We start from the raw sequence: 13,231 nt of genomic DNA, 5'->3' as shown, positions 1-13,231 counted from the left end.
ATTATCTTAAATTAATCGTTTCCTAGTCATCGAGTAGTTCAAATTAGTTCAAATACTCCAGCGGCTCCCATTCCGCCACCTATACACATCGTTACAACTCCATATTGTATTTGCTGTCTCTTCATTTCATGCATTAAACTTAACGTTAGCTTTGTACCAGTCATTCCTAGTGGATGCCCTAAAGCAATCGCTCCACCGTTTACATTCACTTTATCGATATCTAAACCCAATGCTTCAATTACTCGAACTGACTGTGAAGCAAATGCTTCATTTAATTCAAATAAACCAATATCAGATAATTCAAGTCCAGCAATTTTTAATGCTTTAGGAATGGCTTTTACTGGACCTACCCCCATAATTTCCGGCTCTACTCCAGCTACTGCAAATGATCGAAATTTAACAATGGGTTTTAATCCTTCTGCTTCCGCTTTCTCACGGTCCATTACAAGTACTGATGCTGCACCATCACTCATTTGTGATGAATTGCCTGCTGTAACGGTTCCCTGCACATGAAAAGCTGGCTTCAATTTATTTAGAATATCCATTGAAGTTCCTTCACGCACACCTTCATCCATCGAAAACGTTATTTGCTTTTCTTCTGGCTTATGCTTGGCGTTAATAAAACGGTGAATAACTTCTACTGGAACAATTTCATCCTTAAACTTTCCTTCTTTTAGCGCTTTCCCTGCATGCTCATGACTACGAACAGCAAACGCATCCTGATCTTCTCTGGAGATGTTGAAACGATTTGCTACTTCTTCGGCTGTATGGCCCATTCCCATATAGTAACCCGGTGCATCCTGAACAAGCTTTGTATTAGGCTTAATGACATGGCCAGCCATCGGGATTAGACTCATTGATTCTGCTCCACCAGCTATTATCGTGTCACTAGCACCTACCATAATTCGTTCAGCTGCATACGCTATACTTTGTAATCCCGAGGAACAGTAGCGATTAATTGTAATCCCTGGTACGTCATGCTTCAGGCCTGCAAGCCCAGCGATATTACGCGCCATATTCATTCCCTGTTCTGCTTCAGGCATTGCACAGCCAATTATGACATCATCGATATTTCCATCGTAATCCCCTGCTCGTTTTAAGGTTTCCTTTATTGTTATCGCTGCCAAATCATCCGGTCTAGAATTGGCAAGCGATCCTTTTTTTGCTTTTCCTACAGGGGTCCTTGCACCTGCAACAATGACTGCTTCCTTCACAATGTTTCCCCCTTTTTCATTAATTACGTAATGGTTTCCCTTTTACTAGCATGTGCTGCATCCGTTGTTGTGTTTTGGGCTCTCCGATTAAACTTAAAAATGCTTCTCTTTCTAGATCAAGCATGACCTGCTCATCAATCTTTGTTCCTTCTTTGATCCTTCCACCAGATAAAACATATGCTAGCTTTTCTGCAATCTTAACATCATGTTCTGATGCATACCCACTGAGCTGTAATGACTTAACTCCCAAAAGCATTGCTGCATAGCCAGGATCACCTACAACCGGAATCTTTTCACGTATTGGTGCTCGGTAACCAGACTTCGCAAGAGCTAACACATTTTCCTTCGCATCATATAAAAGATGATCAGGATTAACACTAATTTTGTCTCTTTGATCCAAGTAGCCATTATCACGAGCTTCGGCAGCCGAAGTTGATACTTTAGCCATAGCAACTTTTTCAAATACGTCATTTGCCACTTTTGTTAAGTCGAAATGAATCCCTTTTGGCATATTTCGAAGTTGCTTCAGATATAGCTCCTTTGTTCCTCCGCCACCTGGTATTAACCCAACTCCAAACTCAACTAGCCCCATATAGGTTTCAGCTGATGCTTGTATGGATGCAGCTGGTAGAGATACTTCTGCACCGCCACCAAGTGTCATATTAAACGGAGCAGTTACTACTGGTTTATCAGCATACTTGATGGCCATTGCCATATTTTGAAATTGACGAATAACCATATCCAGTTCAAAGAAATTATCGTCTTGTGCTTCCATCAGCATCATTCCTAAGTTAGCTCCAACACAGAAATTTTTCCCTTGATTCCCAATAACTAGTCCTTCATAATTCTTACTAACCTCTTCCAGTGCATAATTAACCATTTGGATAATATCAAGGCCTATAGCATTACTTTGTGAATGGAACTCTAATCCCGCTACTCCATCTCCAAGATCTATGAAACTAGCTCCGACATTCTTTTTTATGATGCCATTCACATCTTTTAATCGCTTTAGATTAATTTCCTTTTTATTAAACTTCTGTTGTTTATACGTACCTTCGTCATAATAATAAACATTGCCATTATCTGTTTTATAGAATGTTTCATTTCCATCTGCTAATAATTGTAATACCCATTCAGGAATACGTTCGCCTTCAGCTTGCATTCGCTCCACTGATTTTCGCAAACCAATTGCATCCCATGTTTCAAATGGTCCTATTTCCCATCCGAATCCCCATCTCATAGCCTCATCGACTGCTACAATATCATCTGCAATCTCTCCAGTAAGCTCTGCAGAATAAATGAAAACCGGCTTCAGAATGGACCATACGAGATCACCTGCACGATCTCCTTTATTCGATATAAGCGTTTTCAATTTCCGACGAGACCCTTTTTCCTGCTTCGCCATTTCAGTAGCAGCTGTTTTAAGTTTTTTGCGATTCTCATATTCTAGTGTTTCTGGATTTAATTCATAAATTGTACTGCCACTTTTATCTTTTTTCTTAAAGAAGAATCCTTGACCAGACTTAGCACCTAGCCAGCCTTTTTCCTTCATTTCCATGACAAAGTTAGGTATATCAAATATTTCTTTCTCTTCACCTTCAACTTGGTCATACACATTTTTCGCTACATGAATGAAGGTATCCAGCCCCACGACATCAAGGGTTCGAAATGTTGCACTTTTCGGTCGCCCAATCATTGGCCCTGTAACAGAATCCACTTCTCCTACACTATAGCCTCCTCTTAGCATTTCACGAACCGTTACTAACAACCCATAGGTGCCAATACGGTTAGCGATAAAATTAGGCGTATCCTTTGCTTCCACTACTCCTTTACCTAACACATTCTCTCCAAACGCTTTCATAAATGCTAATACTTCTGGATCGGTATCCTTCGTAGGTATTACTTCTAATAACTTTAAATAGCGTGGTGGATTAAAAAAATGTGTTCCTAAAAAGTGCTTTCGAAAATCTACTGAACAATCACTTGCCATTGCTTCAATGGATATACCCGAAGTGTTCGAAGTAACAATCGTACCTTGTTTTCGATATTTATCTACATTTGCAAATACTTTCTTCTTAACGTCCAGATTTTCAACTACAACTTCAATAATCCAGTCTACCTCTGCAAGCCTCTCCATATCATCATCCATATTCCCAATTTCAATTAAGTCGAGGCTCTGCCTCGTAGTAAGTGGTGATGGCTTCTGCTTTAGAAGTGCTTGCTTACTTTGTGCTGCAATTCTATTCCGAACAACACGATCATCCAAGGTAAGACCTTTTTGTTCTTCATCTTTCGTTAATTGTTTTGGTGCAATATCAAGCATTAATGTAGGAATTCCAACATTAGCCAAGTGAGCAGCAATTCCAGATCCCATAACACCAGACCCTAAAACAGCTGCACGCCTGATTGATTGCTTCATACTTTATCCCCCAATCTCCTTTTGAATGAATACTCATTCATTTTACTTCGAAAAATAAAAGATAGTTTCCTATCTACTTATCTATAACTATAAAGTATTTACAGATTTTTCGCAATCCATTTATAAAAATTTTTATCACGTACCACGGTTGTTGCTACTCTCCTCATCATTTCCTTATTTGGTTTCTTAAATGGAAGCCTTTAGCTACTATACGTACTTCCTACCAGTTATATGCATCGATAAAGCAAGTGTTATGTTCACTTGTTTGGAACTTATCAACTGTATCCGTACTGCTTTAATATAAGTAAATTAATGATGCTAGGTAAATATTATGAAGACAATATCCATCCTATTTCTTATTTACGATTCCTTTCAATACAAACATCACATTCGCTGGACGTTCAGCAAGTCGTCGCATGTTATAACCATACCAATCCCTTCCATAAGGGACATAGACACGCATCGTATATCCTTCGTTTAAAAGCTCCTTTTGCAAATCAATCCGAATTCCATAAAGCATTTGGAATTCGAAGCGCTCTTTTGGAATACGATACTCTAGCTCTAATTGTTTTACATAGTTAATAATAGCTTCGTCATGGGTTGCTATTGCAGTATAATTGCCTTGAAGCAAGTTTAATTTAATAATCTTCCTATAATTTTCGTCAACATCTTTTTTCTCTGGAAATGCTACTTCATGTGACTCCTTATATGCTCCTTTCACAAGTCGTAAGTATGGATCAAAGGCGTTTAACTCTTCAATATCCGCTTCTACTCGATATAAATAAGCCTGTAGTACAGTTCCAATATTACTATATTCATTTCGAAGCTCTTTAAATATATGTAACGTTTGTTCAGTCCGTTCAAAATCCTCCATATCAATAGTAACGTTAACTTGATGCTGTTTAGCCACATCTAAAATCATTCGCATGTTCTGCATGACAAGTTCTCTGGATATATCTAATCCAATTGAAGTAAGCTTCAGTGATAGTTCAGCATTTAATTCTTCCTTAGCTAACACTGTTATGGCGTGGACACATTCCTTAGCAGACTCTCTAGCTTCTTGTTCATTATCAATAAATTCACCTAAATGATCCACCGTTACTACAAATCCAGCTGCATTCATTCCCTTTATTTTTCGAGATGCCTGCTCAATGGTTTCACCAGCTACAAATCTTCCAGCTCCAAATTTAAAACCATACCTTTTGGCTAATTTCGTTAACGATTTATTTTTTGATAAGAATAAGAAGAAGCTGCGCATTAGCTGTTCCACTTACACGCCCCCTATATTTTAAAAAATTTAATTTTTCTTTCTACTCATTTATTATAAAGTTATTTTAGCATTTTTAAATGATTTTTTCCTACTATAATTCATTCATATCGAAATTATTTCGAAAGGACTACTAATCAGCTAAATCAATCGTAATCATTCCTATTTACATTTCGTAATGATTACGGTAATATAATGGAAGACATTTGAACAGGGAGGAACAAAAACGTGAAAAAGTCTTACATCGTTCTTATTTCTATTATTATAGTAGGAATCATCTTTACTGGATGTTCCTCTAATAAAGCATCTACGAAGAAGAATGGGGATTTGACCATCTATACTTCAATCTACCCCATTCAATTTGCTGTTGAACAAATAGCTGGAGATACGGCTGATATTCAATCCGTTTATCCTGCTGGAGTAGATGCCCACACGTATGAGCCCACCTCCAAGGATATTACGGAAATTGCAAAGAGTAACGCATTTATTTACCTTGGCGCTGGTATGGAGGGTTTTGCTGAAAGTGCAGCCGATGCGCTCTCTGCAGAAGACGTAGCCCTTATTGAACTAGGAGAACAGGAATCATTATTTCATACTGAAGTGGATGGTGAGCACAGTAGCCATAATGAAAAACATGCTGATCACTCACATGACGGACACGATCACGGTGATCATGATCCTCACATTTGGTTAGACCCTTTACGAATGGTGCAATTAGCCGAATTAATTAAAGATGAACTCATTACATTAAATCCAGATAAACAAAAATTGTATGAAACGAACTTTGCAAACCTCGAATCTCAGCTATATGAATTGGACAATGCGTTTAAACAGGTACTAACTAATAAAGAGAATAAGCATATATTAGTTTCTCATGCAGCGTATGGGTATTGGGAGGATCGTTATGGCCTTGAACAAATTTCCATTAATGGTTTGTCATCGAGCAGTGAGCCATCCCAAAAGGAGTTAACAAAAATTATTGAACAAGCAAATGAGTATCAACTTGATTATTTAATTTTTGAACAAAATACCTCCAACCGAGTATCTAAAATTATACAAGAACATATCGGAGCAGAAGCGGTAACCATTCATAACTTAGCTGTGTTAACGGAAGAGGATGTAGCGAATAAAGAGGATTATCTGTCATTAATGAGACAAAATTTACAAACACTAGATACAGTAACGAAATGAGCCGTTTTTAGCATGCGCCTCATTCGTTGAATTTCGGAAAGGAGTAAATATATGGCAGAGACTATTGTTACAATGAAAGACATTGACTTTTCATATGAGAATAAAAAAGTACTCGATCATATCAATTTTGCTATTCCGCGTGGTTCGTTTATGGGCCTAATCGGACCTAATGGTGGGGGGAAAACAACGTTAATCAAGATCATTCTTGGCCTGCAAAAACCAGATACAGGTTCCGTTGAGCTTTTTGGTCAATCACTAGAACACTTTTCAGATTGGAATAAAATTGGCTTTGTTTCACAAAAAGCCAATTCCTTTAATAAAGGTTTTCCTGCTACGGTGTTTGAAGTAGTATCTATGGGCTTGACTGCAAAAGTCGGGTATTTTAAATTCTTTACTAGAAAGCATAAAGCAAAAATAATCGATGCGATTGCACAGGTTGGCATGGGAGCATACACACATGAAAATATTGGCAACCTGTCCGGTGGCCAACAGCAACGTATTTTTATCGCTAGAGCACTCGTAAATGATCCTGAATTATTAATTCTTGATGAACCAACTGTTGGCGTCGATAAAGAAAATGTGCAGCGATTTTACGAATTATTATATCAATTAAATAGTCAGAAAAAGATTACCATGTTAATGGTTACACATGATACAGGAACCATGACTAAGCATGCCACTGAAATAGTATGTTTGAATAAAACCCTGCATTTCCATGGGAATCCAGAAGAATATCAAGCTTTAACAGATACAGATTTATCTCGTCTACATGGCCATCATGTAAATATCATTACACACGATCATTAACCTTTGGAGGAAGAAGTATGATTGCCGACTTTTTAGAATTTGATTTTTTACGACATACATTTTTAACAGGACTACTAATAGGCATTATTGCCCCATTACTAGGTACTTTTATTGTAGTAAGACGACTTTCTTTAATAGCTGATGCATTATCTCATGTTACACTAGCAGGGATAGCATTTGGTCTTTTATTAGAAAAGAAATTTGCTATCATGCTAAGTCCTTTGTATAGTGGGATGGCTTTCTCTGTTTTTGGATCAATCTTTATAGAAAAGCTTAGAGGTGTTTATAAAGCCTATCAAGAAATAGCAATTCCAATTATTCTCTCCGGTGGTGTTGGTCTAAGTGTTATTTTCATTTCTCTTGCTGACGGCTTTAACACCGAGTTGTTTAATTATTTATTTGGTTCTGTTTCTGCTGTGAGTAAAAATGATTTATATACCATTGCTGGAATATCCGCGTTTATAATGATTGTAATTGCTTTGTTTTTTAAAGAGTTGTTTACCCTATCATTTGATGAAGAACACGCAACAATATCAGGTCTACATGCTAAATCTATTCATCTGCTCTTTATTGTTTTAACAGCACTTGTCATTGCAGCATCCATCCGCATTGTTGGTGTTTTACTCGTCTCTGCACTAATGACGTTACCAGTAGCAGCAAGTATGCGTTTAGCAAAAGGATTTAAGCAAATGTTACTTTTATCTATTGTATTTGGTGAACTAGCTGTTATTATAGGATTAATATCTGGATATTATTTAAGTATACCTCCAGGTGGAACCATTGTAATGGTCTCCATTATTATTTTATTACTTTCTATATTTATAAAGCGATTCAAACATACAATAAAAAAGTGAGGGATGCTGAATGGATATTAATGAAGCTATCGAACTTTTAAAGGAAAAAGGATATAAAACAACCGGTAAACGAAAAGAAATACTATCCTTTTTCGCTGATGCAGACGGCTACCGTACAGCAAAAGATCTAATTCAGTATTTAGAATCAAGCTATGACGGTATTAGCTTTGATACAGTTTATCGAAATCTCCATTTATATAATGAAATAGGTATACTAGAAACGACGGAATTAAATGGTGAAAAACATTTTCGTATAAATTGCACACATCATCACCACCATCATTTTATTTGTAAAGATTGTGGTAAAACAAAGGAAATCAAAGTTTGTCCAATGGATGAAGTGGAACAAGCTTTAGCCGACTATGCAATCGAAGGACATAAGTTTGAAATTTATGGAAGGTGTCCAGGATGCAAGCTAGCGTTAACGTAAAGAACTCCCTAGCAATTGGATTAGGTGGCGTAGTGGGATCTTTGTTTCGCTACTTAATATCATTAATTATAATAGCAGAGGGGTTTCCCTTTGCTACTTTATGTGTAAATTTAATGGGATGCTTTATATTAAGCTATATCTTACATAATGATAAAGTGAAAAAAATTCTATCTCCTCCAATGTTTGCGTCATTAAGCGTTGGTTTAATAGGCTCCTTTACGACGTTTTCTACATTTTCAGTGGAAACCATAGAGCTATGGAATAAAAGTCAGCTATTAGCTGTTCTTTATTGTATAATTAGTGTTCTTGGTGGTCTTTTCTTTTGTTTCCTAGGGTTTAAAAGCTCATTGACTGGAAGAAAGAGGGGAAATGTATGAATTTTCTATTAGTTGCCCTAGGAGGATTTATAGGAAGTATTGCACGTTACCAGATTTCATTATTTACTACGAGACGTTTAATAGGTACATGGATAGCCAATATAACAGGATCAATGTTATTAGCCGTACTATGGCATTTTTACATAACCCAGTTTATCTCTGAATTCTGGTGGCTACTATTTGGAGTAGGATTCTGCGGAGCATATACCACCTTTTCAACATTTGGTAATGAAACAATGAAGCTACTCCAAAACAAAGAATACAAATTAGCGATTTGTTATGTGTTTGCTTCGCTTCTCATATCATTTATAACTGTTGCTAGCATTTTTTATATTCTATAAGATTATGTTAAAACAGGTATTTGGCCCATACGTTAAAAAACTTGCGCGTCGGCCTTTTTTACTTTCATATCTTACAGTTATTCGATTCGTGAAGTCCCCTAGTTTCTAGGCGCTGGAGCTGAACACGCCCCTATTTATCCACTTGAGCTAATTTTATCATTTCCTAGATAAGAAAAACCGGGCAAAATTCGCTCAGTCCTTATCACTAAATGCTCAGATTTACGCTTCCTCTAGTAGCTATTATGGAATAATAGCTACTGCTTGCTTGACCACCAATCCGGCTGCCCACTTCCCTTTCCGTGGGGTTTGTCCTTCAGCTAACTTTTTTAGCAAAACCCGCTCAAAAAAGTGGATCTTCAGGTCAAACATTTCCCACAGGAGTTGAAGTGGCCGCCCTTCGCTATTATCAGGCTCTACAACGCTAGCATGAAGTAACACAGCTGCTTTTATACTCACAGATAGCGATTTTCACTTTACCCATTGTAAAAAAGTCAACCTATTACTTATGACAAGAATTGTTGCACCTTCTCATAGCGGAGACTAATTACGTAGACTCCTGCGGGATTAGCGCGAGCCGAAAATCCACTTTGCAACGTGTTCTTCTTTGCAAAGTTAGTTGAGGCCGTGCCCACGGAAAGCGAAGCAATTCGTCGGAGCATTGCCAATATACATCAAACATTTCAAAATAACTACTTGGCTTAACGCAGTCATTGCACTGATTTTATACTTTCTTAACTTACTACAAAAAATCCCACGGTGCATGAATGGCACCGTGGTTTCTCCTTCATTCGACATACTCGACGAAAGCTTGCGTTATAAAATATATTGCCTATTACTCCTTCTCACGGTCATTCATCTATTCTCGTTGCTTAAAAACTGCTCTAATCATTTAACCATAAAGTCCATTTATTTTATCCAAAAACTTCCTGAAATATTTTTGATTCCTCATGATCAAGCATGTTTTTCTGAATAATTCGATCAATCGACTTATTCATTTGCTCTGCTAAAGACTGCGAAGATCCAGGTTCACCGATCACATATATTTTTTCCCAATCATTGTTTTTAGCGTGCTTATCCAACATTGGTGCGATCTTTTTGTACCATCGATGTTTATTTGCCTCATATCGGGATTGCAAATTATCTTTCTGAATAGATGGATTACCTGGACCCATTGCAGTCTTTTCTCGCCAGTTATCCGTCTCTAGATCTAATTCAAACGATTTTGTTTCATTAATTTCATTTAAGTAGGACTCTATAAACTTTACTTCATTTTGCTGCACAGGAATGATACCTGCTTTTGGATAGTCCTTTTTTAGCTTTTTCACTTGGTCTAATACAGGTGTTTCCTGCCAAAAGAACGCGGTCTCTAATCTCAATTGGACACGTGCAGCAAACCAAACTTCTTCATCAGCTGTTGCAAAAACAATAACGCCCTTACGAAATTCCTGTTCATTTCCGCGAATAAATTTTTCTACTTTTTGCTTTACAAGTTGAAAGCTTTTAAGTTCTTCCTTGTTATTGGCTTCCTCTAAATATTGTTCAAAATTACGCATGCCATTTTTGAATTGTATTTTCCATTCTCCCCCCTGTTGCTCAGGATCAGAGGGATCAGTATTTAAGTACATGGTAAATACCTTATCCGATCCTTCTCTATGAACGGCTTCTAACTGCTTTATTTCATGATTTAAATCCATCACATCGGCACTCCTTTACGTTAGTTTTCAACGTTACTTAGTATTGTTTAACCGATTATAATAGCGTGTAAACATATCTAAGAGATTAGCTTTAAACCAATAGCAGCAGTTAGAATCATACTGATAAATAGGAGCCTCTTCCAGTCTCTAGACTCTTGAAAGAATAACATCCCAGCTAAAGCACTACCTACTGTACCGATTCCTGTCCAAACAGCATAAGCAGTGCTCATTGGAATTGTCCTCATTGCTATGCTTAAACAAGCAAAGCTTGTGACAAATCCGCCAATAAGCCAAATGAAGGAAGCTAGACTGCGTTGATGATTTATTTTATTTATCCCCATCACTCCAATTACTTCACTCACTCCCGCAATAATTAAAAATAGCCAATTCACTTCTTACACCTCTTCTCTTTCATCCGTGGTAGTGACCATTTTTAAGCCAAGCACACCAATCAACAGAACCATTATGAATACGATTTTTATCATACGAAAAGGCTCATCAAACAATACAATTTCGGCAATAACAGTCCCAGCTGTACCAATGCCTGTAAATACTGCATAACTGGTTCCAATTGGAAGCTTTCGGGAAGCAATAATAAGCAAATGCATACTTATATAAATTGCAAACACCGTTAATAACCAAGTAAATAAATTGTAAGAATGCTTTAAACCAATCACCCAACCAATTTCAAATAATCCAGCCACCAAAATAATTATCCAATTTTTATTCATTCATACCACCTCACAACTTTTAGAGTACCCAATTGTAGCTCAAACTCCATTAAAAAAACCGGAAAGATATCCATACGTAAGATATCCTCCCGGGCTTTTATCCCTCCGTGTACACGTATAACGTGCATTTCCTCTCGGACCAGACCAATTAAAAACAATTGCGGAACCCTAGGAAATCGCTATGCAATTCATTTAGATTATATACAGTCTATATAAGTGTGTCAACCCTTATAGCAAGGCATCACTAGAACTTACTTTTTCGTAATCCTTACCTCTTTTATTTGATATCCATCCATTTCTTCCACAGTAAATTGAAATCCTTCATGATCAATAATTGTTCCTTTTGTAGCATCTAAATTCTTCATAAAAATCCAGCCACCGATCGTATCAATTTCTTCATCTTCCAGATTAGTACCGATTAATTGATTTACTTCATCTAGTTGTAATTTACCTGAGACGATCTTATTCTTATGATCAACGTTTTCTATCATTGGTTTTTCATGGAGATCAAATTCATCTCGTATCTCGCCAACAATTTCTTCTAATATATCTTCTACAGTAATTAAACCAGCTGTGCCACCATATTCATCATTAACAATGGCCATATGGATTCGTTCCTTTTGCATTTTTAACAAAAGCTGCTTAATTGGTGTAGCCTCTGAAACATGAAGGATTGGTCGGATAAATTCTTCAATCGATATCGGCTTTTCCTCTTCTAGACGACCTGTGAATAAGGCTTTTATATTGACGAGACCAATAATCGTATCTTTATCCCCATCAGCTACAGGGTATCTGGTAAATTGTCCTTCTTGAATAACTTCAAGATTTACATCAAAACTATCATCTTTATAAAAACAAAGAATCTCAGTCCGCGGAGTCATAATGTTTTTTGCAAGTTGTTCATCAAACTCAAAAACATTGTTTACATACATCATTTCAGATTGATTGATTTTTCCACTTTTATAACTTTCCGAAAGAATTAAACGTAATTCCTCTTCCGTATGTGCAATTTCATGCTCCTTCACAGGTTTAAATCCAAATAATTGAATAAAAAGCCGGGCTGAGCCATTTAACAGCCAAATAAACGGATACATTATTTTATAAAAGAAGATAAGCGGTCTAGCAAGATATAACGTTACTGCCTCTGCCTTTTGAATGGCAATTGTCTTTGGTGCTAATTCGCCAATTACAACATGTAAATACGTGATTAACAAAAAGGCTATAGCAAATGATACTATAGAAGCAATTGTTTCATTCATTCCTATACTGTCAAACACGGGATGAAGAATTCTTTCCAGGGTTGGTTCACCTAGCCACCCTAATCCTAATGCCGTTACGGTAATTCCTAATTGACAAGCAGATAAATAGGCATCTAAATTATCGATAAGCTTTTTTGCATGAATCGCCTTTTTATTCCCTTCAGCAATTAAATGATCTATCCGAGTTGAACGAACTTTAACGATTGCAAATTCGGTTGCTACAAAGAATGCGGTCAGCATAATCAATATAGCAACCAATAATAAGTTTACAATTTCCAATTATAATCCTTGTATCATTAGATACAAGGATTCCACCTCCTGCATAATAATTTATTTATACCTTATCCGTTAGCAGGTGAATCACCTGTCAACATAACCACTAATCCTATGGCCTTCCCACGTGAATCACCTCCCTCTCTAATAGCTTTTATTTTACCCTATTCGTATCCTATCGTCTATTCTTATGTATGTGTAGAAAGTGACTAGAAGCAAGCAAAGGAGATAATTAAAGTAAGAGCCAAACGATCATTCGAAACCGTTCGGCCTTTTGCTAGTTCTAAACAATTGACTATGCTTTTAAACACTAATCAGCGAAGTGTGTTATTGTAGTACTGCACAACAACAGACAAGCATTCAAGCTATGTTAC

Annotated in this window: 14 protein-coding genes and 1 riboswitch; of the genes, 6 read left to right on the top strand and 8 right to left on the bottom strand. The window is 36.9% G+C overall.

Annotation, left to right across the window (positions count from 1 at the left end):
• Nucleotides 1-38: 38 nt before the first annotated feature.
• The 3 genes from JUJ52_RS02345 to JUJ52_RS02335 form a co-directional block, all read right to left on the bottom strand.
• Complete coding sequence (locus tag JUJ52_RS02345; protein ID WP_205388776.1) at nucleotides 39-1,214, bottom strand: acetyl-CoA C-acetyltransferase; 1,176 nt, start codon at nucleotides 1,212-1,214, stop codon at nucleotides 39-41.
• Nucleotides 1,215-1,233: 19 nt separating this feature from the next.
• The gene (locus JUJ52_RS02340; RefSeq protein ID WP_205388777.1) at nucleotides 1,234-3,633 is read right to left on the bottom strand and encodes a 3-hydroxyacyl-CoA dehydrogenase/enoyl-CoA hydratase family protein; all 2,400 of its coding nucleotides are present in this window, start codon (nucleotides 3,631-3,633) and stop codon (nucleotides 1,234-1,236) included.
• A gap of 349 nt (nucleotides 3,634-3,982) precedes the next feature.
• Nucleotides 3,983-4,903 (bottom strand): proline dehydrogenase family protein, encoded by a 921-nt coding sequence (locus JUJ52_RS02335; RefSeq protein WP_026681605.1) that lies wholly within the window; start codon nucleotides 4,901-4,903, stop codon nucleotides 3,983-3,985.
• 225 nt (nucleotides 4,904-5,128) lie between these two features.
• On the opposite strand from JUJ52_RS02335, the gene JUJ52_RS02330 reads away from it, so the two are divergent.
• Genes JUJ52_RS02330 through crcB (JUJ52_RS02305) form a run of 6 tightly spaced genes read left to right on the top strand, consistent with a single transcriptional unit; the run spans nucleotide 5,129 to nucleotide 8,900 of the window.
• Nucleotides 5,129-6,091, top strand: a complete 963-nt coding sequence (locus JUJ52_RS02330) for a metal ABC transporter solute-binding protein, Zn/Mn family (protein ID WP_205388778.1) — start codon at nucleotides 5,129-5,131, stop codon at nucleotides 6,089-6,091.
• A 51-nt stretch (nucleotides 6,092-6,142) separates the two neighbouring features.
• Nucleotides 6,143-6,898, top strand: a complete 756-nt coding sequence (locus JUJ52_RS02325; RefSeq protein ID WP_026681607.1) for a metal ABC transporter ATP-binding protein — start codon at nucleotides 6,143-6,145, stop codon at nucleotides 6,896-6,898.
• Between the two features lie 17 nt (nucleotides 6,899-6,915).
• On the top strand, nucleotides 6,916-7,752 hold the full coding sequence (locus JUJ52_RS02320; protein WP_026681608.1) for a metal ABC transporter permease: 837 nt from the start codon (nucleotides 6,916-6,918) through the stop codon (nucleotides 7,750-7,752).
• A gap of 10 nt (nucleotides 7,753-7,762) precedes the next feature.
• Entirely contained in the window at nucleotides 7,763-8,182 is a 420-nt protein-coding gene (locus tag JUJ52_RS02315) for a Fur family transcriptional regulator (RefSeq protein WP_026681609.1), read from the top strand.
• Nucleotides 8,161-8,559: a fluoride efflux transporter CrcB gene (crcB, locus tag JUJ52_RS02310; protein ID WP_051388332.1), complete on the top strand. Its 399-nt coding sequence runs from the start codon at nucleotides 8,161-8,163 to the stop codon at nucleotides 8,557-8,559. The genes JUJ52_RS02315 and crcB (JUJ52_RS02310) overlap by 22 nt, the downstream gene beginning before the upstream one ends.
• Nucleotides 8,556-8,900, top strand: coding sequence for a fluoride efflux transporter CrcB (gene crcB, locus JUJ52_RS02305; RefSeq protein WP_026681611.1), 345 nt, complete (start codon nucleotides 8,556-8,558; stop codon nucleotides 8,898-8,900). The genes crcB (JUJ52_RS02310) and crcB (JUJ52_RS02305) overlap by 4 nt, the downstream gene beginning before the upstream one ends.
• A 240-nt stretch (nucleotides 8,901-9,140) precedes the next feature.
• Here the strand turns inward: crcB (JUJ52_RS02305) and JUJ52_RS02300 are convergent, their stop codons facing one another.
• From JUJ52_RS02300 to JUJ52_RS02280, 5 genes are all read right to left on the bottom strand, one after another.
• Nucleotides 9,141-9,356 carry a hypothetical protein gene (locus JUJ52_RS02300; protein WP_205388779.1) on the bottom strand — a complete coding sequence of 72 codons (216 nt, stop codon included), beginning with the start codon at nucleotides 9,354-9,356 and terminating at the stop codon, nucleotides 9,141-9,143.
• 455 nt (nucleotides 9,357-9,811) lie between these two features.
• The gene (locus tag JUJ52_RS02295; RefSeq protein WP_205388780.1) at nucleotides 9,812-10,594 is read right to left on the bottom strand and encodes a VLRF1 family aeRF1-type release factor; all 783 of its coding nucleotides are present in this window, start codon (nucleotides 10,592-10,594) and stop codon (nucleotides 9,812-9,814) included.
• 77 nt (nucleotides 10,595-10,671) lie between these two features.
• A complete protein-coding gene (locus tag JUJ52_RS02290; RefSeq protein WP_205388781.1) occupies nucleotides 10,672-10,986 on the bottom strand; it encodes a DMT family transporter in 315 nt (104 codons plus the stop codon).
• A gap of 3 nt (nucleotides 10,987-10,989) precedes the next feature.
• Nucleotides 10,990-11,325 (bottom strand): DMT family transporter, encoded by a 336-nt coding sequence (locus tag JUJ52_RS02285; protein WP_026680015.1) that lies wholly within the window; start codon nucleotides 11,323-11,325, stop codon nucleotides 10,990-10,992.
• Between the two features lie 84 nt (nucleotides 11,326-11,409).
• Nucleotides 11,410-11,508, bottom strand: a riboswitch (guanidine-I (ykkC/yxkD leader).
• A gap of 68 nt (nucleotides 11,509-11,576) precedes the next feature.
• Complete coding sequence (locus JUJ52_RS02280; RefSeq protein ID WP_205388782.1) at nucleotides 11,577-12,863, bottom strand: hemolysin family protein; 1,287 nt, start codon at nucleotides 12,861-12,863, stop codon at nucleotides 11,577-11,579.
• Nucleotides 12,864-13,231: the final 368 nt, after the last annotated feature.

This window comes from Virgibacillus sp. AGTR (assembly GCF_016919725.2).
GTDB lineage: Bacteria > Bacillota > Bacilli > Bacillales > Amphibacillaceae > Virgibacillus > Virgibacillus salarius.
This window is presented reverse-complemented; position numbering and strand designations above follow the sequence as displayed.

Coding starts and splice junctions, on each gene's coding strand:
- JUJ52_RS02340 (WP_205388777.1), bottom strand. CDS start 3,633: ATGAAGCAATCAATCAGGCGTGCAGCTGTTTTAGGGTCTGGTGTTATG.
- JUJ52_RS02325 (WP_026681607.1), top strand. CDS start 6,143: ATGGCAGAGACTATTGTTACAATGAAAGACATTGACTTTTCATATGAG.
- JUJ52_RS02320 (WP_026681608.1), top strand. CDS start 6,916: ATGATTGCCGACTTTTTAGAATTTGATTTTTTACGACATACATTTTTA.
- JUJ52_RS02315 (WP_026681609.1), top strand. CDS start 7,763: ATGGATATTAATGAAGCTATCGAACTTTTAAAGGAAAAAGGATATAAA.
- crcB (WP_051388332.1), top strand. CDS start 8,161: ATGCAAGCTAGCGTTAACGTAAAGAACTCCCTAGCAATTGGATTAGGT.
- crcB (WP_026681611.1), top strand. CDS start 8,556: ATGAATTTTCTATTAGTTGCCCTAGGAGGATTTATAGGAAGTATTGCA.
- JUJ52_RS02295 (WP_205388780.1), bottom strand. CDS start 10,594: ATGGATTTAAATCATGAAATAAAGCAGTTAGAAGCCGTTCATAGAGAA.
- JUJ52_RS02285 (WP_026680015.1), bottom strand. CDS start 11,325: ATGAATAAAAATTGGATAATTATTTTGGTGGCTGGATTATTTGAAATT.